At 69.8% G+C, this 24,353-nt stretch carries 20 protein-coding genes and 1 pseudogene; 10 read left to right on the top strand and 11 right to left on the bottom strand.

The window, feature by feature from the left end; translation table 11 throughout:
* Positions 1-38 precede the first annotated feature (38 nt).
* Together dnaN and dnaA are read right to left on the bottom strand one after the other, a co-directional pair.
* Complete coding sequence (gene dnaN, locus K7G60_RS18340) at positions 39-1,169, bottom strand: DNA polymerase III subunit beta (RefSeq protein ID WP_041130169.1); 1,131 nt, start codon at positions 1,167-1,169, stop codon at positions 39-41.
* 935 nt (positions 1,170-2,104) lie between these two features.
* Entirely contained in the window at positions 2,105-3,889 is a 1,785-nt protein-coding gene (dnaA, locus tag K7G60_RS18335) for a chromosomal replication initiator protein DnaA (protein WP_225802003.1), read from the bottom strand.
* A 398-nt stretch (positions 3,890-4,287) separates the two neighbouring features.
* On the opposite strand from dnaA, the gene rpmH reads away from it, so the two are divergent.
* The 9 genes from rpmH (at position 4,288) to K7G60_RS18290 (ending at position 10,958) form a co-directional block, all read left to right on the top strand.
* Entirely contained in the window at positions 4,288-4,425 is a 138-nt protein-coding gene (rpmH, locus tag K7G60_RS18330; RefSeq protein ID WP_015659252.1) for a 50S ribosomal protein L34, read from the top strand.
* Positions 4,426-4,446: 21 nt separating this feature from the next.
* Positions 4,447-4,818, top strand: coding sequence for a ribonuclease P protein component (gene rnpA, locus K7G60_RS18325; RefSeq protein ID WP_225802002.1), 372 nt, complete (start codon positions 4,447-4,449; stop codon positions 4,816-4,818).
* Positions 4,815-5,141: a membrane protein insertion efficiency factor YidD gene (gene yidD, locus K7G60_RS18320; RefSeq protein WP_225802001.1), complete on the top strand. Its 327-nt coding sequence runs from the start codon at positions 4,815-4,817 to the stop codon at positions 5,139-5,141. The genes rnpA and yidD overlap by 4 nt, the downstream gene beginning before the upstream one ends.
* 3 nt (positions 5,142-5,144) lie before the next feature.
* Positions 5,145-6,452, top strand: coding sequence for a membrane protein insertase YidC (gene yidC, locus K7G60_RS18315; RefSeq protein ID WP_225802000.1), 1,308 nt, complete (start codon positions 5,145-5,147; stop codon positions 6,450-6,452).
* A gap of 29 nt (positions 6,453-6,481) precedes the next feature.
* The gene (locus K7G60_RS18310; RefSeq protein ID WP_225801999.1) at positions 6,482-6,994 is read left to right on the top strand and encodes a R3H domain-containing nucleic acid-binding protein; all 513 of its coding nucleotides are present in this window, start codon (positions 6,482-6,484) and stop codon (positions 6,992-6,994) included.
* A 118-nt stretch (positions 6,995-7,112) separates the two neighbouring features.
* Positions 7,113-7,829 carry a 16S rRNA (guanine(527)-N(7))-methyltransferase RsmG gene (gene rsmG, locus K7G60_RS18305; protein WP_225801998.1) on the top strand — a complete coding sequence of 239 codons (717 nt, stop codon included), beginning with the start codon at positions 7,113-7,115 and terminating at the stop codon, positions 7,827-7,829.
* A gap of 236 nt (positions 7,830-8,065) precedes the next feature.
* The gene (locus tag K7G60_RS18300; protein ID WP_225801997.1) at positions 8,066-9,142 is read left to right on the top strand and encodes a ParA family protein; all 1,077 of its coding nucleotides are present in this window, start codon (positions 8,066-8,068) and stop codon (positions 9,140-9,142) included.
* A complete protein-coding gene (locus K7G60_RS18295) occupies positions 9,139-10,179 on the top strand; it encodes a ParB/RepB/Spo0J family partition protein (protein ID WP_225801996.1) in 1,041 nt (346 codons plus the stop codon). Before K7G60_RS18300 ends, K7G60_RS18295 begins: the two co-directional genes overlap by 4 nt.
* Before the next feature lie 161 nt (positions 10,180-10,340).
* Positions 10,341-10,958, top strand: a complete 618-nt coding sequence (locus tag K7G60_RS18290) for a GNAT family N-acetyltransferase (protein WP_225801995.1) — start codon at positions 10,341-10,343, stop codon at positions 10,956-10,958.
* A 69-nt stretch (positions 10,959-11,027) separates the two neighbouring features.
* Here the strand turns inward: K7G60_RS18290 and trxA are convergent, their stop codons facing one another.
* From trxA to K7G60_RS18255, 7 genes are all read right to left on the bottom strand, one after another.
* Positions 11,028-11,369, bottom strand: a complete 342-nt coding sequence (gene trxA / locus K7G60_RS18285; RefSeq protein WP_225801994.1) for a thioredoxin — start codon at positions 11,367-11,369, stop codon at positions 11,028-11,030.
* A gap of 46 nt (positions 11,370-11,415) precedes the next feature.
* Entirely contained in the window at positions 11,416-12,381 is a 966-nt protein-coding gene (trxB, locus tag K7G60_RS18280) for a thioredoxin-disulfide reductase (RefSeq protein WP_225801993.1), read from the bottom strand.
* 139 nt (positions 12,382-12,520) lie between these two features.
* Positions 12,521-13,456 carry a hypothetical protein gene (locus K7G60_RS18275; protein ID WP_225801992.1) on the bottom strand — a complete coding sequence of 312 codons (936 nt, stop codon included), beginning with the start codon at positions 13,454-13,456 and terminating at the stop codon, positions 12,521-12,523.
* Complete coding sequence (gene sigM, locus K7G60_RS18270; RefSeq protein WP_263986049.1) at positions 13,453-14,157, bottom strand: RNA polymerase sigma factor SigM; 705 nt, start codon at positions 14,155-14,157, stop codon at positions 13,453-13,455. Before sigM ends, K7G60_RS18275 begins: the two co-directional genes overlap by 4 nt.
* Positions 14,158-14,182: 25 nt before the next feature.
* Positions 14,183-15,880, bottom strand: a complete 1,698-nt coding sequence (locus K7G60_RS18265) for a protein kinase family protein (protein ID WP_225801991.1) — start codon at positions 15,878-15,880, stop codon at positions 14,183-14,185.
* 117 nt (positions 15,881-15,997) lie between these two features.
* Positions 15,998-18,250 carry a murein biosynthesis integral membrane protein MurJ gene (gene murJ, locus K7G60_RS18260; protein WP_225801990.1) on the bottom strand — a complete coding sequence of 751 codons (2,253 nt, stop codon included), beginning with the start codon at positions 18,248-18,250 and terminating at the stop codon, positions 15,998-16,000.
* Between the two features lie 45 nt (positions 18,251-18,295).
* Positions 18,296-20,647, bottom strand: coding sequence for a DUF6049 family protein (locus tag K7G60_RS18255; protein ID WP_225801989.1), 2,352 nt, complete (start codon positions 20,645-20,647; stop codon positions 18,296-18,298).
* Between the two features lie 243 nt (positions 20,648-20,890).
* On the opposite strand from K7G60_RS18255, the gene K7G60_RS18250 reads away from it, so the two are divergent.
* Entirely contained in the window at positions 20,891-22,357 is a 1,467-nt protein-coding gene (locus tag K7G60_RS18250) for a CCA tRNA nucleotidyltransferase (RefSeq protein WP_225801988.1), read from the top strand.
* A 75-nt stretch (positions 22,358-22,432) separates the two neighbouring features.
* Here the strand turns inward: K7G60_RS18250 and K7G60_RS18245 are convergent, their stop codons facing one another.
* Together K7G60_RS18245 and K7G60_RS18240 are read right to left on the bottom strand one after the other, a co-directional pair.
* Complete coding sequence (locus tag K7G60_RS18245) at positions 22,433-23,704, bottom strand: MFS transporter (RefSeq protein WP_225801987.1); 1,272 nt, start codon at positions 23,702-23,704, stop codon at positions 22,433-22,435.
* 75 nt (positions 23,705-23,779) lie between these two features.
* Positions 23,780-24,353, bottom strand: a pseudogene (locus K7G60_RS18240) (inositol-3-phosphate synthase); the annotation flags it as partial.

Genomic DNA, 24,353 nt, shown 5'->3' with positions numbered 1-24,353 from the left:
TGGGGTCAGCCGCTCAGGCGACGCCCCCGGGAGGAGCGTCAGCCGGAGAGCCGCACCGGCATGATCAGGTACTTGTAGGCCTCGTCCGCCTCCGCGTCGAGCGCGGGCTTGCCGCTCAGCAGCGCCGGCTTCGTGGAGGTCGTGAAGGAGAGCTGGGCGACCGGGGAGTCGATCGCGCTCAGGCCGTCCAGCAGGAAGGTCGGGTTGAAGGCGATCGAGATGTCGTCGCCGTCCAGCTGCGCGTCCACGCGCTCCACAGCCTGTGCATCGTCGCTGGAGCCGGCCTCCAGGATCAGCACGCCCTGCTCGAAGCTCAGGCGGACCGGGGTGTTGCGCTCGGCGACCAGGGCCACACGCTTCACGGCCTCCACGAAGGGGGCGGTCTCGATCACCGCGACCGAGTTGAACTCGGTGGGGAAGAGCGTCCGGTACTTCGGGAGGTCGCCCTCCAGGAGGCGGGTGGTGGTGCGGCGGCCCGCGCCCTCGAAGCCGATGAGGCCCTCGCCCTTGCCGGAGCCCGAGAGCGCCAGGGTCACCGTGTCGCCGCTGGTGAGCGCCTTGGCCGTGTCCAGGAGGGTCTTCGCGGGCACCAGGGCGACCGCGGAGGCGTCCGGGGACTCCGGCTTCCACAGGAACTCGCGGACCGCGAAGCGGTAGCGGTCGGTGGAGGCCAGGGTGACCGTGTCGCCCTCGATCTCGATGCGCACGCCGGTGAGGACGGGCAGCGTGTCGTCACGGCCGGCCGCGATGGCCACCTGCGCGGCGGCGGAGGCGAAGACCTCGCCGGGGACGGTGCCGGTCGCGGTGGGCATCTCCGGCAGCGCCGGGTACTCCTCCACAGGCAGGGTGTGGAGAGTGAAGCGGGAGGAGCCGCAGACCACGGTCGCCCGTACACCGTCTGTGGAAATCTCCACGGGACGGTTGGGGAGGGCGCGGCAGATGTCGGCGAGCAGCCGGCCGGAGACGAGGACGGTGCCGTCCTCCTCCACCTCGGCCTCGACCGAGACCCGCGCCGAGACCTCGTAGTCGAAGCTCGAGAAGCTCAGGGCGCCGTCCTCGGCCTTCAGGAGAAGGCCCGCGAGCACGGGCGCCGGCGGACGGGCCGGAAGGCTGCGGGCCACCCAGGCCACCGCCTCCGCGAGTACATCGCGCTCCACCCGGATCTTCACCGGAACCGCCTCCTGCTGTTGCTGGCTCTTCGTCGACTGCGGGAACCAGTCTGACGCACGCCACCGACACTCGGTGCTGCTCGGGGTCAAGTCGAGACGAGAGCGCGACGGAGCTCCGGCGCCGAGTTGTGCACAGGTCCCACTTCGAAGCGAATTCCGGGCTAACTCTATGTGGGAGTAGTAGTAGGGCCTGTGGAAACCGTGGATAACGTCGTTTCCCCAGGTCAAGCCCAGTTTTTTGTCCACCGGACCTGTGGGCGGAGCCCGTGGACAACCAGGGGTCTCTGTGGACACTCGAAAGTTCTGCACAGCCGGTACACAGGCCACGGGGAGTTCTCCCCAGTGCTGTCCCCAGCTTTCCCCAGGTTCCCCACAGCCCAAACGTCTCCCTTGGTGTGACCGCTTTCACTCGTCTCAGTGAGCAGACGTGTTTCGTTGCCGAACAGTGGACAGCGGTGTGGAGAAGCTGTGGGCAACCGACTCCTCCCTGTGGGCGGCCGGTGGACAACCCTCGAGCCGCCCTGTGGACGAAGGATTCATCCACAGCCTGTGGAAATCGTTTGCCAACAATTCCACAAGGGTCTGACCTGCCGTGATGACCTGTCACCAGGCAGCCCTGTGGACACAATCCGGATAACTCGACAGTCCCCACCCTGTGGACGGGTGATCATCCCGCAATCTGTGGAGAACCTGCCACCGGAACGCGGTAATCGAACAGGCTCGGGTCGGCTGGGGACGGCGGCAGCCGCGAAGAGCGTCCCCAGAAGCCGCGAAGGGCGCCCCCGGAAGCGGTGGACGGTGCTCTCGGAAGCGGTGAACGGTGCTCCCGGAAGCGGTAGACGGCGCCTTCGAGAACGGTCGAAGGCGCCTCCGGGAACGGCGAAAGGCGCCCAGGGAGGTGTCCCTGGGCGCCCTGGAGGCCCGGAGGCCCGGCGTCAGCCGTTCTTGATGCGGTTGGTGAGCTCGGTGACCTGGTTGTAGATGGAGCGCCGCTCCGCCATCAGGGCACGGATCTTCCGGTCCGCGTGCATCACCGTCGTGTGGTCGCGGCCGCCGAACTGCGCGCCGATCTTCGGCAGCGACAGGTCCGTGAGCTCACGGCACAGGTACATGGCGATCTGCCGGGCCGTCACCAGGACGCGGCTGCGCGAGGATCCACAGAGGTCCTCCACCGTCAGCCCGAAGTAGTCGGCCGTGGCCGCCATGATCGCGGGGGCCGTGATCTCCGGCGAGCTGTCCTCACCGCCGGGGATCAGGTCCTTGAGGACGATCTCGGTGAGTCCGAGGTCCACCGGCTGCCGGTTGAGGCTCGCGAAGGCCGTCACCCGGATCAGCGCGCCCTCCAGCTCACGGATGTTCCGCGAGATCCGGGAGGCGATGAACTCCAGTACCTCCGGCGGGGCGTTGAGCTGTTCCTGCACCGCCTTCTTGCGGAGGATCGCGATGCGGGTCTCCAGCTCCGGCGGCTGCACGTCGGTGGTGAGGCCCCACTCGAAGCGGTTGCGGAGCCGGTCCTCCAGGGTGACCAGCTGCTTGGGCGGCCGGTCCGAGGAGAGCACGATCTGCTTGTTCGCGTTGTGCAGGGTGTTGAAGGTGTGGAAGAACTCCTCCTGCGTCGACTCCTTGCTCGCCAGGAACTGGATGTCGTCGACGAGCAGGATGTCCACGTCGCGGTAGCGCTTGCGGAAGGCGTCTCCCTTGCCGTCGCGGATCGAGTTGATGAACTCGTTGGTGAACTCCTCGGAGCTCACGTAGCGCACGCGCGTGCCCGGGTAGAGGCTCCGCGCGTAGTGTCCGATCGCGTGCAGCAGATGGGTCTTGCCGAGGCCCGACTCCCCGTAGATGAAGAGCGGGTTGTACGCCTTCGCCGGCGCCTCGGCCACCGCGACGGCGGCCGCGTGCGCGAACCGGTTCGATGAACCGATGACGAACGTGTCGAAGAGGTATTTGGGGTTCAGCCGCGCGTGCTGCTCGCCCGGAGCGCCGGCGCCCTGCCCGGAGGAGGACGGCGAGCCGTGGCCGCCGCCCGGCACACCGCCCGGACCGGGGACCGGGACGCCGCCGGGGCGGGGGCCGGGACGCGGGCCGTGGTTCTGCGGGTCGGGCAGCTCGGCGCGCTCGGGCCGCTGCTGCTCGTAGCCGCGGGCCGGCTCGTCGTAGCGGGTCTGCCGGGACTGCTCCGGGCCGGTGTACGGGGCGCGCTCCTGGTAGCCGCCGAGCCGCGGCTGCTGCCAGGAGAGGTCCTCCTGGGTGCGCGGCCAGGCTCCGGGGTCGGGCCGCTGCTGCTGGTAGTCCGGGTAGGCGGGGCGTGCGGTGGGCAGCCCGTCGTCGGGCATCGGCCGGTGGCCGTAGCCCTCGTACTTCTCGTACGGCTCGGGCTGTGCGCGCTCGTCGTAGCGGGACTGCTGCGGCTGCTGCACCAGGGGCGCCGGCGGGGTCGGCTCGCCGACGGAGTCGTCGACGGTGATCGCGATCCGGATCGGGCGGCCGCACTCACGGCTCAGGTTCTCGCTGATCAACGGGGCGAGCCGGCCCTCCAGGACCCGCTTGCCCCACTCGTTGGGCACGGCGAGCAGGGCCGTGTCCGCGACCAGGGCGAGCGGCTGGCAGCGCTCGATCCACTGTTTGTCCTTGGGCTCGATCCCCTGCTGTCCCTCGGCGAGGAGCTGCTCGAGGACGCGTGGCCACACTGCGGCAAGATCGGCAGGTACGTCAGCCACAGGGCACGCTTTCTCGCAGGTCCCACGATGGTGTGGTGCACGGGGACAGTGGGTCGAAGTCCATGAGGACGGGTCCGTCGAGGACAGGTGAGGACAGAACGGAATAAAGATTGTGGAGGTCGTCCACGGTAGTCGGGGCGGATGACGCGGTTCAAGTTGTTGTCCACAGCCTGTGCACAATGGGGGGTGCCGACAGGTCGGTTTGACCGGATGGCGTAGCCGCGCGTACCGTAACCAGGTCGAGTTGTCGATGGCTGCTGCCGCCTGCCTCCGATGGGCAAAGATCATGGTCAATGATCGTGAAGCGGTGCACTCGGGCGTATTGCGAGCTACTCGTGGGCGCACGGTGACAGCCAGGCGATGTCCCGCCATCTACGAATCATTTCTGGAGCCCCCGAGTGAGCAAGCGCACCTTCCAGCCGAACAACCGTCGTCGCGCGAAGACCCACGGCTTCCGCCTGCGCATGCGCACCCGTGCCGGCCGCGCCATCCTGGCGAACCGCCGTGCCAAGGGTCGCGCGAGCCTGTCCGCCTGATCCACTTAAACAGGTCATGACGTGCTGCCTACCGAGAATCGGCTGAGGCGGCGCGAGGACTTCGCAACCGCGGTACGCCGAGGTCGCCGGGCCGGTCGCCCGCTCCTCGTCGTCCACCTACGCAGCGGTGCAACGGACCCGCACGCGCCTGGGGAGAGCGCTCCCCCGACGCGTGCGGGTTTCGTCGTGAGCAAGGCCGTGGGCGGTGCGGTGGTACGCAACCAGGTGAAGCGACGCCTGCGCCATCTCGTCCGTGACCGCATTGCCGCGCTGCCCCCCGGTAGCCTGGTGGTCGTACGGGCGTTGCCCGGAGCCGGCGACGCCGACCACGCACAGCTGGCCCGAGACCTGGACGCCGCTCTCCAGCGGCTGCTGGGAGGGGGCACGCGATGAAGTACCCGCTGCTGGCTCTCATCAAGCTGTACCAGTGGACGATCAGCCCTCTTCTGGGCCCCGTCTGCCGGTACTACCCGTCGTGTTCCCACTACGGATTCACGGCCATCGACCGGCATGGCGCGATCAAGGGCACGGCCCTGACCGCCTGGCGCCTCCTGCGGTGCAACCCGTGGTCGCCCGGCGGCGTGGATCACGTCCCCCCGCGCAAGCGCCCCCGCTGGCACGAGATGCTGCGGAACGCGCTGCGCGGTGACGAGGGCGGGTCCCCCACCGAGACGAGCCCGGCCGCCGAGACCTCGCCCAATGCTCAAGGAGCCTGATTAGTGGACACGATTGCCAATTTCTTCAGCTTCATCACCACACCTGTCTCATGGGTGATCGTCCAGTTCCACAAGATGTACGGGGCGATCTTCGGCCCTGACACGGGCTGGGCCTGGGGACTTTCGATCGTGTCCCTCGTGGTGCTGATCCGCATCTGCCTGATCCCGCTCTTCGTGAAGCAGATCAAGTCGACGCGGAACATGCAGGCGCTCCAGCCGAAGATGAAGGCGATCCAGGAGCGCTACAAGAGCGACAAGCAGCGTCAGTCCGAAGAGATGATGAAGCTGTACAAGGAGACGGGCACCAACCCGCTCTCCTCGTGCCTTCCCATCCTGGCGCAGTCGCCGTTCTTCTTCGCCCTGTACTCGGTGCTCTCGCACATCGCCGAGGGCAAGACGATCGGCGTCATCAACCAGTCGCTGCTCGACAGCGCCCGTCAGGCCCACATCTTCGGTGCTCCGCTGGCCGCCAAGTTCACGGACAGCGCGGAGAAGGTCGAGGCCCTCGGCGCCTCGATCACCGATGTGCGCATCGTCACCGCGGTCATGATCGTCCTGATGTCGGCCTCGCAGTTCTTCACCCAGCGCCAGCTGATGATGAAGAACGTCGACCTCTCGGTGAAGACCCCGTACATGCAGCAGCAGAAGATGCTCATGTACATCTTCCCGGTGATCTTCGCCGTGATGGGCATCAACTTCCCCGTCGGTGTCCTCGTCTACTGGCTGACCACCAACGTCTGGACCATGGGTCAGCAGATGTACGTGATCAACCAGAACCCGACTCCCGGTAGCAAGGCCCAGGACGCCTACCTCCAGCGCCTGCTGAAGAGCATCACGCACAGCGGTGAGGTCAAGGGCCGCCGCCGGAAGAGCGTCGTCAAGGTGATCGTCGCCAAGGGCAGCGACCGCAACGAGAACGAGCGCCGCTTCTTCGCGGGCCTCTCCAAGGCCGGCTTCGCCGCCCAGGCGGACGGCACCGTGATCAAGAGCGACACGATCGCGGCCGAGGCCGAGGGCGGTGCCGCCGCCAGGCGCCAGCAGCCCAAGCGCCAGACCAAGGCCCAGCGTCAGGCCGCCGCCCAGCAGACCAAGGGCTCCGAGGCCGACGAGGCGGCGGAGGCCACCGAGGACGCCGGCTCGGACGCCGAGCCCAAGACCTCGCTGGAGAAGAAGCCGGAGACCCCCGGCAAGGGCGACACGCAGGGTCAGTCCTCCGGCCGCAGCCGCGCCACCTCGGGCGGCAACCGCCAGGGCAAGTCCGGTCAGCGCAAGGGCCAGCAGCGGCCCAAGCACCCGTCCTCCAAGAAGTAAGCCTCCCAGAAGCAAGAAGGAGTCCATCCGTGACGGAAGGCACCACCTCCGCCGCCGCCGAGGGTGGCGACACCCTGACCCGCCTGGAGCAGGAGGGTGAGATCGCGGCTGACTACCTCGAGGGCCTGCTCGACATCGCCGACCTCGACGGCGACATCGACATGGACGTCGAGGCGGACCGGGCCGCGGTCTCGATCATCAGCGACTCCGGCAGCCGCGACCTGCAGAAGCTCGTGGGCCGCGACGGCGAGGTCCTGGAGGCGCTTCAGGAGCTGACCAGGCTCGCCGTGCACCGTGAGACCGGTGACCGCAGCCGACTGATGCTCGACATCGCCGGCTTCCGGGCCAAGAAGCGCGCCGAGCTCGCCGAGCTGGGCGCCAAGGCCGCGTCCGAGGTGAAGTCCACCGGCCAGCCGGTCAAGCTGGACCCGATGACGCCGTTCGAGCGCAAGGTCGTGCACGACGCGATCGCCGCCGCCGGTCTGCGCAGCGAGTCCGAGGGCGAGGAGCCGCAGCGCTTCGTCGTTGTGCTCCCGGCCTGACCCCTCACGTAGTGTCGGCCCCGTCTGTTCGCAGGCGGGGCCGATCTTTGTCAGCCTTGATAGTCAGCCACCACAGTGCGCTCGCACGCGAGGCGTGCGGTACGGAAGGACGGTTCCCGTGACGGAGGCAGCGGAGCTCCCCGAGGCGCCGGAGCAGGCGCGGACAGTCTTCGGCGAGTACTTCCCGGAGGCCGTGCGGTACGCGGAGCTGCTCGCGGACGCGGGCGTGAAGCGCGGTCTGATCGGCCCGCGCGAGGTCCCGCGTCTCTGGGAGCGTCACCTGCTGAACTGCGCCGTCCTCTCGGAGGTCGTCCCCGAGGGCGTCACCGTCTGCGACGTGGGTTCGGGCGCCGGTCTGCCCGGCATCCCCCTGGCCCTGGTCCGGCCCGATCTGAAGATCACGCTCCTGGAGCCCCTCCTGCGCAGGACGAACTTCCTTCAGGAGGTCGTCGAGCTGCTCGGCCTCGACCACGTGACCGTGGTGCGGGGTCGCGCGGAGGAGATGCTCGGCAAGATCACGCCCGTGCACGTGGTGACCGCCCGCGCCGTGGCGCCGCTCGACCGGCTGGCCGGCTGGGGCGTTCCCCTGCTGCGTCCGTACGGAGAGATGCTGGCGCTCAAGGGCGACACCGCGCAGGAGGAGCTCGACGGTGCTCGCGCCGCGCTCTCCCGGCTCGGTGTGGTGGAGACCTCGGTGCTTCAGGTGGGCGAGGGCATCGTCGATCCGTTGTCCACGGTCGTGCGGGTGGAGGTCGGCGAGAGCCCCGGTGGTGTGCGGTTCGCGGCCAAGCGGGCCAAGGCCGCCCGGACGAGCAAGACCCGTCGGCGCCGCTGAACGTCCCATACGTACCATTTCGGAGTGTCGAGCGGTCCCGGCCGGCCGGCGGCGGCATGGTGTTTCACGTGAAACGTCGCTCACTGCTGCAGGGAATCATCGGCCGCGGTCGCGCGGCTGCCACGCCCCGGGACCGTCGACCCCGCGTGAAGCCACCCGTGAGGGTTACGGAGTTGTCCACAGAGGTGGATTCACCCACAGAACCCCCGACCTCGCTGGTTCACGACCCCGAAAGCATGGCAGGCTCTCCTCATCGCGAGCCTGAAGCCGAGGAGAGTGAATCCTTGCGGTCCGACGCCAACATCGCGGGACCGATGACCGATCCGGTCCCCGGTCCCCGAACCGAATCGGTGGGGGAGGATGTTTCACGTGAAACACCGCCCCCCATGGACGACACCCCCATCGGTCGTGCTGCCCAGCTGGCAGTAGAGGCGCTGGGTCGTGCCGGTGAGGGACTTCCCCGCCCGGCCGAGACGCGCGTGATGGTGGTCGCCAATCAGAAGGGCGGCGTGGGCAAGACGACCACGACGGTCAACCTTGCCGCCTCCCTGGCGCTGCACGGTGCTCGCGTCCTGGTCATCGACCTGGATCCGCAGGGCAATGCCTCGACGGCACTCGGCATCGACCACCACGCCGAGGTCCCCTCGATCTACGACGTCCTGGTGGACAGCAAGCCGCTCTCCGATGTGGTGCAGCCGGTCCTGGACGTCGAGGGTCTCTTCTGCGCTCCGGCCACCATCGATCTCGCCGGCGCGGAGATCGAGCTGGTGTCCCTGGTGGCGCGTGAGAGCCGTCTCCAGCGGGCGATCCAGGCCTATGAGCAGCCGCTGGACTACATCCTGATCGACTGCCCGCCCTCGCTCGGCCTCCTCACGGTCAACGCCATGGTGGCGGGCGCAGAGGTGCTGATCCCGATCCAGTGCGAGTACTACGCGCTGGAGGGCCTCGGGCAGCTCCTGCGGAACGTCGACCTGGTACGGGGGCACCTCAACCCGGCGCTCCACGTCTCGACGATCCTGCTCACCATGTACGACGGCAGGACGAGGCTCGCCTCGCAGGTCGCCGACGAGGTGCGCAGCCACTTCGCCGAGGAGGTGCTGCGGACCAGCATTCCGAGGTCCGTCCGCATCTCGGAGGCACCGAGTTACGGGCAGACGGTCCTCACCTACGACCCGGGCTCCAGCGGCGCCCTGTCGTACCTCGAGGCGGCCCGTGAGATCGCCCTGCGGGGGGCCGCCGTGCACTATGAACCGCAGCACGCCCATGTAGGGCACCAGAACAGCCAGCGCAGCATGTCGGAGGGGATCCAGTGAGTGAGCGACGTAGGGGACTGGGGCGCGGGCTCGGTGCGCTGATCCCCGCTGCTCCCCAGGAACGGCAGATCGAGCGCGGGGTGGCCGCCGCGAAGCTGGCGACGCTGCCGCGGAGCCCGCAGGCCCCTGAGTCGGCCCCGACGTGGAACGAACCCGAGCCGGTGGCCATGCCGGAGCCTCCGGCCGGTGCCTACTTCACCGAGCTTCCGATCGATGCGATCATCCCCAACCGGCACCAGCCGCGTGAGGTCTTCGACGAGGACGCGTTGGCGGAGCTCGTCACCTCCATCAAGGAGGTCGGCCTGCTCCAGCCCGTGGTCGTCCGCAAGATCGAGGACGACCGCTACGAGCTCGTCATGGGTGAGCGTCGTCTGCGGGCCTCGACGACGGCGGGCCTCGAGCGGATCCCGGCGATCGTCCGGGACACCGACGACGAGAAGATGCTCCTGGACGCGCTCCTGGAGAACCTTCACCGGGCCCAGCTGAACGCGATCGAAGAGGCCCACGCCTACGAGCAGCTGCTCAAGGACTTCGGCTGCACCCATGACCAGCTCGCGGAGCGGATCGGGCGGTCCCGCCCGCAGATCTCCAACACGCTGCGACTGCTGCGGCTCTCCCTGCCGGTGCAGCGTCGGGTCGCCGCCGGCGTGCTCTCCGCCGGGCACGCGCGGGCTCTGCTCGGTGTCGAGGACCCGGAGGCCCAGGACAAGCTGGCGTACCGGATCGTCTCCGAGGGCCTTTCGGTGCGCAGCGTCGAGGAGATCGTGAGCCTCATGGGCTCCGAGGAGCCCGCGTCCGCGGCCAAGCCGAGGGGGCCGCGTGCCGGCGCCCGGGTCTCGCCCGCGCTCACGGACCTCGCCACCCGGCTCTCGGACCGCTTCGAGACCCGCGTGAAGGTCGACCTGGGGCAGAAGAAGGGCAAGATCGTCGTCGAGTTCGCCTCCATGGACGATCTGGAGCGGATCCTCTCGACCCTCGCTCCCGGTGAGGGGCGGGTCCTGGGCCGCACGAACGCGGAGCAGGACGCCGAGGGCTGACCCCTCCCGTTCCTCCGAGGCCGCCCAGGGCGGGCCGTGCTCCGGTCTTCACCGGAACGCGGCCCGCCCTTTGCCTGTGAGCGGTATCGCCCCGATCGTCCGATCGATACGATTCCAAGAGGCGTATCCGTGCTCGATGGCAAGGGAAACGAGGAGCAGCCGTGGGGCGTCGGCTCGTACCGCTCACCCTGGACAACCTTCCGGATCTCCCCAAGCGGTGTCGCTCCTGTGTCTTCTGGGAGCTCGACCCGGTCAGCGGTGAGGCGGCGGTGAAGGCGGGGCGCCCGGAGCTGGAGAAGGAGGCCTGGATCTCGGGCGTTCTCCTGGAGTGGGGTTCCTGTGGCCGGGTGGTCTACGTCGACGAGGTGCCGGTCGGTTACGTCCTCTACGCTCCCCCAGCCTACGTGCCGCGCTCGACGGCCTTTCCGACGAGTCCCGTGGCGGCGGACGCCGTCCAGCTGATGACGGCTTGGATCATGCCGGGCTATCAGGGACAGGGCCTGGGGCGGGTGATGGTGCAGACCGTGGCCAAGGACGTGATGAGGCGGGGCTTCAAGGCGATCGAGGCGTTCGGAGACGCCCGGTGGAAGGAGCCTGCCTGTGTGCTGCCGGCCGACCATCTTCTCGCGGTGGGCTTCAAGACCGTCCGGCCGCACCATGCCTTCCCTCGGCTGAGGCTGGAGCTCAGGACGACGCTCTCCTGGAAGGAGGACGTCGAGATGGCCCTGGACCGTCTCCTCGGCGCCGTGCAGAAGGAGCCCGCCCTGCGGCCCCTCTAGCTTCAGAAGACGAGAACGGCCCGCCCCCTGTCGGGGGCGGGCCGTTTCACGTGAAACAGCGACGGAGCATCAGGCCTTGGTGGGCTCGACGAAGTCCGCCAGGTCGCGCAGGATGGCGGCCTTCGGCTTGGCGCCGACGATGGTCTTCGCGACCTCGCCACCCTGGTAGACGTTGAGCGTCGGGATGGACATGACGCCGTACTTGGCAGCCGTGGCCGGGTTCTCGTCGATGTTGAGCTTCACGACCTCGATCTGGTCGCCGTGCTCGGCGGCGATGGCCTCCAGCGACGGGGCGATCTGACGGCACGGGCCGCACCAGGCAGCCCAGAAGTCCACCAGGACGGGCTTGTCGCTCTTGAGGACGACCTCGTCGAAGTCTGCGTCGGTCACGTTCTTCAGGGCGCCGGCCACGGCAGCCTCCTTATTTCGCGGGGTGTGGATGGGGAGAGAGAAGGGGTCAGACCGCGGGGGTCTCGGCCAGCTTCTCGCTGTCGGCGAGGGCGGCCAGGAAACGCTCGGCGTCGAGTGCGGCGGAGCAGCCGGTGCCGGCGGCCGTGATGGCCTGACGGTAGGTGTGGTCGACGACGTCACCGGCGCCGAAGACACCCGTGAGGTTCGTGCGCGTCGACGGGGCGGCGACCTTCAGGTAGCCCTCCTCGTCCAGGTCCAGCTGGCCCTTGAAGAGCTCGGTCCGCGGGTCGTGGCCGACGGCGATGAAGAGGCCGGTGACGGGGAGCTCGCGGGTCTCGCCGGTCTTCGTGTCGCGCAGGGTCAGACCGCTGAGCTTCTGCTCACCGTGGATCTCGGTGACCTCGCTGTCCCAGGCGAACGAGATCTTCGGGTCGGCGAAGGCGCGCTCCTGCATGGCCTTGGAGGCACGCAGGGTGTCCCGGCGGTGGACGATCGTGACGGACTTGGCGAAGCGCGAGAGGAAGGTGGCCTCCTCGATCGCGGTGTCGCCGCCGCCGACGACGGCGATGTCCTGGTCCTTGAAGAAGAACCCGTCGCAGGTGGCGCACCAGGAGACACCGCGGCCGGAGAGCACGTCCTCGTTGGGGAGGCCGAGCTTGCGGTGCTGGGAACCGGTGGTGACGATCACGGCCTTCGCGCGGTGCACGGTGCCGGCGGTGTCGGTGACGGTCTTGATGTCACCCGTCAGGTCCACGGCGATGACGTCGTCCGGAACCAGCTCGGCGCCGAAGCGCTCGGCCTGGGCCCGCATGTTGTCCATCAGGTCCGGACCCATGATCCCGTCACGGAAACCGGGGAAGTTCTCGACCTCGGTGGTGTTCATGAGGGCGCCACCGGCGGTGACGGCACCTTCGAAGACCAGGGGCTTCAGCGACGCTCGGGCCGTGTAGAGCGCAGCGGTGTAACCCGCGGGACCGGAGCCGATGATGATCACGTTACGGACGTCGCTCACGGGTTTCTTCCTCGTCTCTGCAGACTGCCACTGCCTACGGGGGCGGTTGTCTCGGTCGCTCTCACCCCACCCAACGGATCCTAAGGGGCGTGCATTCCCGAGACCGCCGCGCGGCACCGCGGCCGGGCGGAGAGAGAGGTCAGGAGCGAGGGTACGTGCTGCTGAAGAGGAGGTCGGCGGCCGGGCTTCCGCTCTCCGTGGGCCGTTCGGCGCAGGAGGCGTCGAGCACGTAGGCCTGGACCCTTGTGCTGTCCGCCGGATCCGTCAGGACGAGCAGGTAGGCGGGTGTTCCCTGGTACTCGCCGCGCTCGTAGCCGAGTACGCCGTCGCCGCGGCCGGCACCTGCCAGGACACAGCCGGGAACGGCGTTGTCCTTGTTGCGCTGGGACGTGTCGCCCTCGGCCTCGGCGGACATGGATTCGGGCCCGACCCCCTGGGGGGTCTTGGGTGCGCGGTTCTCGGTGAGGAGGGCGTGGACGCGGTCCTCGACGGGCGCACCGGAGAAGGGACTGAGGGGTGCGCTCGCGAGTGTGTCGGCCTTCTTGGTGTCAGCCGAACCACTGGCGCTCATGTTGCCCGCCTGGCTGAGGTACAGGCTCGTTCCGAGCACCACGGCTCCGAAGGCGGCGCCGATCGTGGAGAGCAGCGCGATCCGGCGCCGGCGGGGCCTCCCGGGGCGTCCGGGGCCGGTGCCGGCCCGAGGGCGTCCGGCGGGGCGGTCCGCGACCGGGGCGGGCGGTGCGGGGGGAGCGGTCTCGGCCGAGGAGGGCGATGTTTCACGTGAAACGGGGGTGTCGCGCTCCGGGGTGGTGGCGCTGAGGAGGGCTTCGGCGGCCAGGGCGGCATCGATCCGCCCGGCGATCTCGGCGGGCATGCGGGGCGGCCCCGGCAGGGTTCCGAGAAGGCCCCGGATCTCCTCCAGGGAGGACCGCACGTCGGCGCAGAGGGGACAGCCGTCCACATGCCGTCGTACGGCCGCCGAACGGGTCGGCGAGAGCAGCCCCTCGGTCAGATCGGAGATCTCCGAGACGTCCGGGTGCTGTGTGGTGTCGGCCCTGCCGGCCGTGGAAGTCACGTGCGCCCACCTCCGCCCTTCACAGCAGCTGGATCTGTCGGTCCGGTATCCGTCGGCCCCGACACCGGTGGGACGGATGTCCCCGGCGTCCGGTTCCTTCCCCCTTCGGTGGCCTCGTTACCCACGGTGTCGGCGCGCAGATGAGTGACCATCGGAAGGAGGCGTGCCCGTCCGCGTGCGCAGCGGCTCTTCACGGTCCCGGTGGGAACGCCGAGGATACGGGCCGCTTCGGCGACGGGGTATCCCTGCATGTCGACCAGGACGAGGGCGGCCCGCTGGTCCTCGGGGATCGCGTCGAGCGCGGAGAGCAGCTGGCGGTGGAGGTCCTGGCGCTCCACGGGTGCCTCGGCCGACTCGTGGGGGTCGAGGAGCTGTTCGAAGCGGTCGGTGTCGTCGACGGGCGAGGTCCTGCGGGAAGCGGTCTTGCGCGCCCGGTCGAGGCAGGCGTTCACCGTGATGCGGTGGAGCCAGGTCGTGACCGCCGACTGGCCACGGAAGGTGTGGGCGGCCCGAAAGGCGGAGAGCAGAGCGTCCTGGACGGCGTCGGCGGCCTCCTCGCGGTCCCCCAGGGTCCGCAAGGCCACCGCCCACAGCCGGTCCCGGTGCCGCCGCACGAGCTCACCGAAGGCGTCCGGGTCCCCGGCGACATGGCGTCCCAGGAGTTCCTGGTCGTCCGTGGCGTCGTCTATCGGTCGGTCCAACGGTGAGCCCCCTCCCCTGTGGTCGTCAGCTCATGACCTTGACTTCGGTCAGCTGGCCGCGGAACTCGCCGTCGGTGAGGGGCAGCTCCGTCAGCCAGACCAGAACGTAGCGGGTCTTGACCGGCTTGGTGAGCTTCAGCTTCACCTCGCTGTCGGCTCCGGACGCCTGGGTGGTGAACCCTTCGGCCGTGGACGGCGGCGAGGAGGCGTCCTCAGGTGCCGTGCGGACCTCCACCGAGGTGCGCCCGACGAACGACAGGTCGACCGAACCGACCTTCTGGGCCGAGCCCAGGTCCAGCACTATGCCGACGCCGCTCTTCAGATTGCCGAAGTGCGCGGTGGTGTAGTTCTTGGTGTGCCAGAAGGTGCCCGGATCACCGTCGAACGCGTTCGTCACGGATTCCGGGTACTCCTCGCCGTTGCCCCCGGGGGGCGGGTCGAAGTCCTGGGCGGACGAGATGGCGATCGGCTTGGAGGGCGCGGGCTTCTCGTCGACCGAGGGCTGCACTATCGGCGTCTCGGTGGGCTTGTCCTGGCCGAGCAGCCGGTCCGCGATCTGCCAGCTGCCGAGGCCCAGCGCGGCGATGAGCAGCGCCGAGACGGCCCACTTCAGCGCCTTGCCGGTGCGGCTCTGCAACGGGGGCGGCGGGACGACGACCGGCTGTGTGGCCTGGGGGCGGGGCTGGGGACGCCCGTACGTGCCCTGTTGATACGTGGTGCGCTGGTACTCGGGCGGCGCGGGAAGCGGGAACTCCGGCTCCGGCGGCTTGACGCGGGGCATCGCCGCCACGGCCTTGGCCAGTTCGTCCGGAGTGGTGCAGGGCGGCTCCTGACGTGAGGCCGTGGCCCCGTCGTTGGCGAGCGCGCGCATGGCGATCTCGGAGAGGCCCCGGTGGACGCCGGCACGGACCTGGTCCGGCGGGAGCAGGCCGACGCCCTTGGGAAGTCCGGAGAGGCCGTAGGCGTCGCTCTCGTACGGCCAGCGCTGGGTGAGCGCGGCGTACAGCAGGGCACCGATGGCCTCGGTGTCCGTGCGCTGCGGACGCTCGGCGGTGATGCCGCGCAGGGCGGCGTTCACGGCCAGGCCCCGGATCCGGTACTGGCCGGTGGAGCTGCGCAGCACGGCGCTCGGCGTGAGCCGGAGGTGGGCGAGGCCCTCGCGGTGGGCGGCGGCCATGGCCTGGGAGACCTGGCTGACGAGCTGATACGCGTCGTGGGGCTCCAGGGGGCCGGCCGCGAGCAGCGCGGTCAGCTCGGTGGAGTCGGGCAGCCACTCGTGCACGACGTAGACGAGGTCGTTCTCCTCGACGGCGTCGAGGACCTGGACGAACCGGGGGTCGCCGAGGAGGGCCGAGGAGCGGGCCGCGGCCAGGACCGACCGGGCCCTGGGGTGGTCGGCCGGCAGCAGGTGGACCCCGACCGCGCGGCGCAGTTTCTCGTCGACGGCACGCCAGCTGCTGAACCCGTCCAGACGGGTGACGCACTCCTCCAGCCGGTAGCGTCTGGCCAGTTTGTGGCCGCTGTGCAGTTCGGGTGCCGTGATGGAAGGCTGTTCGCCGCTCTGTCGTTCGACCGCCTTGTTCTCCGTGGCCTCGGCGGTCTTCTCCGCCGTCTTCTGGTCTTCCGCCACCCCGTCGGTCGCGGCCGTGTCCGCCTTGGCGGTCAGCGGGTCGTCACCGCTGTTGTCGGCCACGTCGACGGCAGCCGTGCTACGTTCCGCCACCGTCGTTCCTGCCTCCCCATCCATTGCGCCACATCCAACAGCCAAGCCAATTGTGCCCACAGTCGGACGCTATGCACGACACGCGGTTCCCGCCGATGGTTGTGCGGGATCGCCGGTTCAGCGTCCCAGACGTCCGCGGACCATGCCGACCATGCTGTTGAGCTCCGCGATCCGCATGCGCTTCGCCGCGACGAAGAAGACGCCGAGGAGCACCGCCCCGCCGACCACGAGGGCGGCGAGCGAACCCAGGGCGCCCTCGCCGAGCAGCTTCAGCAGACCGAAACCGACGGCGCCGGAGACGATCGCGGCGGGCACCGAGGCCATGCAGAGCCGTGCGTAGGTCCGCATCACGTGGGTGCCGTCCAGGTCGCCGCCCAGGCGCTTGCTGAGCCGGCGCCACGCGATGCCGACGCCGACGGCGTAGGCGAGCCCGTACGAGGCGGCCATGCCGACGACCGCCCACTGGGCGGGCAGGACGACGTAGCAGATCGCCGAGGCCGCCGCGTTGACGGCGGCGACGATCACCGTGTTGTAGAAGGGCGTCCGGGTGTCCTCGTAGGCGTAGAAGCCGCGGAGCACGACGTACTGGACGGAGTAGGGGATCAGGCCGAGGCCGAAGGCCATCAGGATGAAGCCCATGCCCTGGGCGGCCTCGACGCCGCTGGAGGCGTAGAGCAGGGTGCACATCGGGACGCCGAGCGCCAGGAAGGCGAAGGAGACCGGGACGATCGCGACGGCCGAGTTCCGCAGGCCCTGCGAGATGTCGTCCCGGACGGCGCCGGGGTCGTCGTCGTGGGCGGCACGGGAGATCCGAGGCAGCAGCGCGGCCATGACGGAGACCGTGATGATGGCCTGCGGCATGCCCCAGATCAGCTGGGCGTTGGAGTAGGCGAGGAAGCCGGCACCGTTCTTCCCGGACTCCTCACCGGCGGCGGTGGCGAGCTGGGTGACGACCAGGACGCCCGCCTGGTTGGCGAGGACGAAGAGGACGGTCCACTTGGCCAGCTTGACCGTCTTGCCGAGCCCGTGGCCCTTCCAGTCGAAGCGGGGACGGAAGCGGAAGCCCGTCTCGCGCAGGTACGGGATCATCGCCAGGGCCTGGACGACGAGACCGAGCAGGGTGCCGACGCCGAGCAGGCGGATGCCCTCGTCCGGAATGGTCTCCACGCCCATGTGGGACTCGGCGGAGGTGCCGTAGACCCAGATGAACAGGCCGAAGGTGACGATCATGACGATGTTGTTGAGGACCGGGGTCCACATCATCGCGCCGAACTTGCCGCGGGCGTTGAGGATCTGGCCCATCACCACGTGCACGCCCATGAAGAAGATCGTGGGCAGGCAGTAGCGGGCGAAGGTCACCGCCACGCTGTTGGCCGCGGCGTCGTCGGCGATGGTGTTCGACATCAGCCGGATCAGCAGCGGCGCCGCGAAGACGGCCAGGGCCACGATGAGGCCGAGCGCCACCATGACCAGGGTCAGCAGACGGTTGGCGTAGGCCTCGCCGCCGTCCTCGTCGTTCTTCATCGAGCGGACGAGCTGGGGGACGAAGACCGAGTTGAGGCCACCGCCGACGGTGAGGATGTAGATCATCGTCGGCAGGGTGTAGGCGATGGTGAAGGTGTCACCGAGCAGGGCCGCGCCGAGCGCGCCGGTGATCACCAGGCTGCGGACGAAGCCGGTCAGCCGGGAGACCAGGGTGCCGGCCGCCATCACCGCGCTCGACTTCAGCAGTCCGGAGGCACGGCCGGACTTCTTGGGGGCGGGCGCGGGCAGCGGGTCCGGCTCCGGGGTGGGCGGGGGCACCTGGCCGGACGCCTGCTGGTCCCGGTAGAGGTGCGCGAACGCGTCCGGCTCGGGCGTCTCCTCGCCGGCCCGGGTCACCAGGTCGTCGACGCCGGTGAACTGGACCGTGCGCGCGTCGTCGCCGTACGGCAGGTGGCGCGAGGGGCCGTCCGGCTCGGGCGCCGGGGTCTGCGCCCACACCCGGGGGTCGGGGGCGTGCTGCGGCGCGGCGGGCTGCTGGTAGAGCGCGTGCGGGTCCTGGTAGGTGCCGGGCGGGGGCGGCGGGTGCGAGGCGCGGTCGTAGAGCGCCTCGGCCACCGGGTCCTGCGCGGACATGTCCTGGGCCCGGTACGGGTCGTGGGCGTAGGCGTCCTGGACGTAGGGGTCCTGGGCATACGGGTTCTGCGCGTAGGGGTCCTGGCCCTGGGGGTGCTGGGCATAGGGGTCCTGTCCCTGCGGGGCAGGGGCGCCCTGCTGCGGGGGCGGCACCGGCGGGTGGCCGGCACCGGGAGGCACGGCGGGCGTCCCACCGGACGGCGCCGGGCCGCCCGGGCCCTGGCCGCGGTCACCGTCGTACGGCGCGTTCATGGTTACCCCACCTCATCGTCCCCGGCCGACCGGCCACGACATCGCTCAACGGTCCACTTTCTCACCCGGGCCCGACGGGTCGCCGCTTTCGGGTCCGGTGTCCGGTGTCGGGTCACTCGGCTGCACGGGTTCGTCCCCGGGGGACTCCTCCTCGCCGGGTTCGTCCCGACCGGGCTCCGAAGCGGTGCCGTGCTCGGCGGCCTCGGCGGCCTCGGCCTCGGCGTTCCGGGCGGCCACCCGCTTGCGCTGGCTGTACATGCGCACGCCGGCGAGAACGAGGAGGAGGACACCGCCGGCGATCACGAGCATCACCGTGGGAGTGATCTCGGAGACCCTCACGGTGAAGTCCATCGGCTGCCCGTACGGGGTGCCGTCCTCGGTGTAGAGCTGGGCCGTCATCGGCACCTGGCCGTTGACGTTCGCCGAGGCGGTGAACTTCACCGACTGGCTGTGCCCGCCGCCGATCTTCACCGGGAGCTCGGCGTACCTGTCGCCGTTCAGCTCCAGCCGGTTCTTGTTGGCGGAGGTGAGGCGCAGATGCAGGTTGTCCACGCCCTGGAGCAGCTTGTTCTGGACGGTCACGGGGATCGTCGCGCTGCGGCCGGAGAGCGTGAGGTCCGACTTGTCGACGAGCTGGACGCCCTTGGTGAGGGTCTGCAGGTAGTCCAGGACGTTGTTCCGGTAGATCGCGGCCGCCCGGGCCTCGCCCCGCCAGGAGGTCGACATCTCGCGGTTGATCGCGTTGCCGAACGGGGTCACGACGCGTTCCGGCTGGGTCAGGATGACCTTGAAGTCGTCCAGCTCGTCCCGGGTGGTCTTCATGTCACGGAAGGCCTGGACCGGAAGCTCCCGGTCACGCAGCTCCTTCGGGTAGCGGGAGCCGCTCGGCACCGTGGTGGAGGCATCCGGGTCCGGCTTGGCCGCGGCGGCCGCGAGGAGGTCGGTCGGCTGGGTCCAGCGCCGGCCGGAGAGGCCCTCCAGGGCGGTCGCCATGGCCTGCGCCTGGGCGACGCTGGGCATCCGCTGCGGGGCGACCACGATGCTGCGCTGGTCCTCCGGCTGCTCCAGGGTGATCGCCAGGGACTGGGCGAGGAACTCCTGGACCGCGAGCGTGGAGCTCTCCGCGCGGACCATGTCGCCGTCGAAGGCGGTGGACAGGAGCGCGTCGCTCACCACGGCCGTGGTGCTGCCGTTGCCGAGGGGGCGGGCGGCCGTGGGCGTGTAGGGGAGGTCGTCGCGGACGCTGTCGCTGCGGGCGATCACCTTGTCGGCGCCGGCCGAGGTCGCGACCGCCGCGATGGAGGGGTCCACGGCTCCGTCGGCGGGCCAGGCGAAGTCGGTGGACGCCTGAACGTGGAGGACGGTCTCGACCGTCATGCCCGCCAGGGCGGTCGCCGACTGGAGGTGTCCGAGGGAGCCGGGGACGTCCTTGCCCCGGTGGGCCAGCGAGGCCAGGTCGGGGTCCGCGAAGGGCAGGGCGACGACCTTGTGCCCCTGGACCGCCTTCTCCAGCGCGTCCAGCCACCGCTCGGCGAGGGCCTGGTTCCTGCCGGGGGCGGCCAGGTCACCGTCCTTGACGCGGTAGCCGTTCGCCATGGCGTCGACGGAGGCCAGCAGGTCCGGGTCGACCACCCAGGTGACCGGCAGGTTCTTGCCCAGCGAGACCAGCTGGTCCAGGCGCCCGCCCGGGCTCAGCTCGGCCGCCAGGTCGTCGTCCTCGAAGACCGGGGTCTGCTGGTCGTCCGTGGCCGTCTGTGCCGAGACGTGCGCCGAGGCGATCAGCGGCCAGAGGTAGGCGACCTGGGTCTTCTTCTCGGTGGCCTCCGGCTGGTACGGCAGGAAGGTCCGCTCGATGCCGAGCACCCGGTCGTACTGCCGGTCCGAGGTCTGGCCGGTGAGGGAGACGCCCAGCTGGTAGACGCCCTCCTCGTCGAGTCCGAGCTCGGAGACGGGGACGGACAGCGAGAAGTCGGTGCTGAGGCCGGCTCCCAGCCGGGGGATCTTGACGGTGGGAGCGTCCTCGAGAGGAGCGGGGTCGCTGTCGCTCCGGAAGCCGGTGCGCCCCGTGACCTGATCGATCTCGCTGCGGCTCGTCATCCTCGGTCCGACCCGCAGGTTCACGGTCGCGTCGGTGACGGTCTTCTTGCCCCGGTTGGTCACCGTGCCGGTGACGGTGACGGTGTCGCCCGCGACGGGAGCGCTCGGGGCCAGCGTGTCGAGTGACACATCGACGGTCCTGGAGCCGGTGCCGTCCTCGGCGGCCGTCGGAGCGGCGACGACCGGGGCCTGAAGCAGGCCGGCGAGGAGCGGCGCCCCGAAGGCGACGGTGATCGTGCGCCGCAGCCATCGGCGGGCAGGTGAGGGACCGGTTCCCTGGATTTCTGCCGCCTCGGCCACGCGTTCGCCCGTCCTCGTCGTTGTCTCTGGTGCCAGTGGTGTCGGTGGTTCCCGGTTGCTGTGTCCAGGCATGGTAACGAGGCACGCCGGGGGCAAGTGCCGGGGAGTGCTCCAGCCGATCTTCGACCGATCGCCATCGGCACCACCGCGCGCCCCCGTCCGGCGGGGAGAAGCCGCCGGGCGCCCCCGCCCGGCGGAAAACGGGGGCATCGCGGTGAGCCGGGGCACGTACCCTTTTCTGTTGTGCCGAACGCCAACGAAGACACCCCGACTGCACTGAGCCAGGTGCAACGCCGCGCGGTCAGTGAACTGCTGCGTGTGTCCCCTGCCGCCGACGACCTCGCCCGCCGTTTCCAGGAGGCCGGGTTCAGCCTCGCGCTGGTCGGCGGCTCGGTGCGGGACGCGTTGCTCGGCCGGCTCGGCAACGACCTGGACTTCACCACCGACGCCCGCCCCGAGGACGTACTGAAGATCGTCCGACCGTGGGCCGACGCGGTGTGGGAGGTCGGCATCGCCTTCGGGACCGTCGGCTGCCAGAAGGACGCCCGCGTCGGAGACACTGTCCAGCGCTTCCAGATCGAGGTCACCACGTACCGCTCGGAGGCGTACGACCGGACCTCCCGGAAGCCCGAGGTCTCCTACGGCGACTCCATCGACGAGGACCTCGTCCGGCGTGACTTCACGGTCAACGCCATGGCCGTGGCCCTCCCCGAGAAGGAGTTCATCGACCCGTACGGCGGTCTTGAGGACCTGTCCGCCCGGGTTCTGCGCACGCCGGGTACGCCGGAGGAGTCCTTCTCCGACGACCCCCTGCGCATGATGCGGGCCGCACGGTTCGCCGCGCAGCTGGACTTCGAGGTCGCTCCCGAGGTCGTGGCGGCCATGAAGGAGATGGCGGGTCGGATCGAGATCGTCTCCGCCGAGCGCGTCCGTGAGGAACTCAACAAGCTGCTGCTCTCGGCGCACCCCCGGAAGGGCCTCGGGCTCCTCGTGGACACGGGTCTCGCCGAGCACGTGCTGCCCGAGCTGCCGTCGCTGCGTCTGGAGAGCGATGAGCACCACCGGCACAAGGACGTCTACGAGCACTCGCTGACCGTGCTCGACCAGGCGATCGACCTGGAGGAGGACGGGCCCGACCTGGTGCTGCGCCTCGCCGCCCTGCTCCATGACATCGGCAAGCCGCGCACGCGCCGCTTCGAGAAGGACGGGCGGGTCTCCTTCCACCACCACGAGGTGGTCGGCGCGAAGATGACCAAGAAGCGCATGACCGCGCTCAAGTACTCCAACGAGATGATCAAGGACGTCTCGCGCCTCGTGGAGCTGCACCTCCGCTTCCACGGTTACGGGACCGGTGAGTGGACCGACTCGGCCGTGCGGCGCTACGTCCGTGACGCCGGGCCGCTGCTCTCGCGACTGCACAAGCTGACCCGCTCGGACTGCACCACGCGGAACAAGCGCAAGGCGGGCGCGCTCTCCCGCGCCTACGACGGTCTCGAGGAGCGCATCGCCCAGCTCCAGGAGCAGGAGGAGCTGGACGCGATCCGCCCCGATCTCGACGGCAACCAGATCCAGGAGATCCTGGGCATCGGGCCGGGGCCGGCCATCGGCCAGGCTTACAAGTTCCTGCTGGAACTCCGGCTGGAGAACGGGCCGATGGAGCACGACCAGGCAGTCGCCGCGCTCAAGGAATGGTGGGCAGCGCGCGACTGAGTCGGTACGGCGCCCGCACGGGACGATGTTTCACGTGAAACACGGACCCGGTCGACGCTCTGAAGGGGTGGTGTTTCACGTGAAACACCACCCCTTCCGGCTTTGCCGGCGCAGGGCCAGGGCGATCGCCGCGTAGATCACGGCCACCAGCACGACCAGCAGGGGTGACCGGCCGTCGGGTGGCAGCATCAGCGCCGCCACCCCTGCCGCGCCCACGAAAGCGACGTTGAACAGCACGTCGTAGAGGGAGAAGACCCTGCCTCGATAGAGGTCGTCCACGGCCGTCTGGACCACCGTGTCCGTCGCGATCTTGGCCCCTTGGGTGATGAGCCCGAGGACGAAGGCGGCGACGAGGAAGGGGGTCGGGGTGAAGGTCAGCCCGAGGACCGGCACGAGGACGGCGGCCGCAGCCGTGCACACGGTCATCCATCCGAAGGGCCCGAACCGCCCGACCGCCCAGGGTGAGAGGACGGCGGCCGTGAAGAAGCCGGCCCCGGACGCGGCGACGGCGAGACCGAGGAGAGTGAGGCCGTCGGAGTCCGTGGAGCTCCAGGCGTAGCGGCAGAGCATGAGCACGGTGACGAGCAGGGCGCCGTAACAGAAGCGCATGAGGGCCACCGCGGTGAGCGCCCGGGCGGCGGGGCGTCGTTCGGCGAGGTGCCGCATCCCCGCGACCAGGCCGCGGGCCGTCGACTTCAGGGCCGAGGTGAGGGGTCGGGGCACGGGGACGGCGTCGGGGCCGAGGAGTTCCCGGGACATCCGCAGAGAGGCGAGGGCGGCACAGAGGTAGAGGGCGGCACCGAAGGCCACGACGACCGCGTCGGAGCCGTCGGCGAGGAGCCGGACACCGAACGCGAGGCCGCCGCCGACGGTCGCGGCGAGGGTGCCCGCGGTGGGCGAGAGCGAGTTCGCCATCACGAGCCGTTCCTCGTCGACGACACGGGGGAGGGAGGCCGAGAGTCCTGCCAGGACGAACCGGTTGACGGCGGTGACGGAGAGGGCGGAGGCGTAGAAGAGCCAGTCCGGTACGGAGGCGAGGACGAGGAGGGCGGTTCCGCAGGCCAGCAGGGCGCGCAGGAGGTTGCCGTACAGGAAGACCTGGCGGCGCTGCCAGCGGTCGAGGAGCACTCCGGCGAAGGGCCCGACGAGCGAGTACGGGAGCAGGAGCACCGCCATGGCGGAGGCGATCGCGCTGGGCGAGGTCTGTTTCTCCGGGGAGAAGACGACGTACGTGGCCAGGGCCACCTGATAGGTGCCGTCGGCGCACTGGGAGAGCAGCCGGACGGTGAGCAGGCGGCGGAAGTTCCGCAGGCGCAGGAGTACGCGCAGATCACGTACGACGGACATGGCAGCAAGACTCACATACGACGAGGGCCCCCGGGCAGTGCCTCGGGGACCCTCGATCGACAAGCGAGCGGCGCTTTAGCGCTCGACCTCACCCTTGATGAACTTCTCGACGTTGGCCAGGGCCTCGTCGTCGAAGTACTGAACCGGCGGGGACTTCATGAAGTACGAGGAGGCGGAGAGGATCGGGCCGCCGATGCCGCGGTCCTTTGCGATCTTCGCGGCACGCAGGGCGTCGATGATGACACCCGCGGAGTTCGGGGAGTCCCACACCTCGAGCTTGTACTCCAGGTTCAGCGGGACGTCGCCGAAGGCACGGCCCTCGAGGCGGACGTACGCCCACTTGCGGTCGTCCAGCCAGGCCACGTAGTCCGAGGGGCCGATGTGGACGTTCTTCTCGCCCAGCTCGCGGTCCGGGATCTGCGAGGTGACGGCCTGCGTCTTCGAGATCTTCTTGGACTCGAGGCGCTCGCGCTCCAGCATGTTCTTGAAGTCCATGTTGCCGCCGACGTTGAGCTGCATCGTGCGCTCGAGGCGGACACCGCGGTCTTCGAACAGCTTGGCCATCACGCGGTGCGTGATGGTCGCGCCGACCTGCGACTTGATGTCGTCGCCGACGATCGGGACGCCGGCCTCGGTGAACTTGTCCGCC

Source organism: Streptomyces sp. NK15101 (assembly GCF_020400725.1).
Lineage (GTDB): Bacteria > Actinomycetota > Actinomycetes > Streptomycetales > Streptomycetaceae > Streptomyces.
The sequence above is the reverse complement of the archived record's forward strand: the minus strand, read 5'-3'. Positions and strand labels throughout refer to the sequence as shown.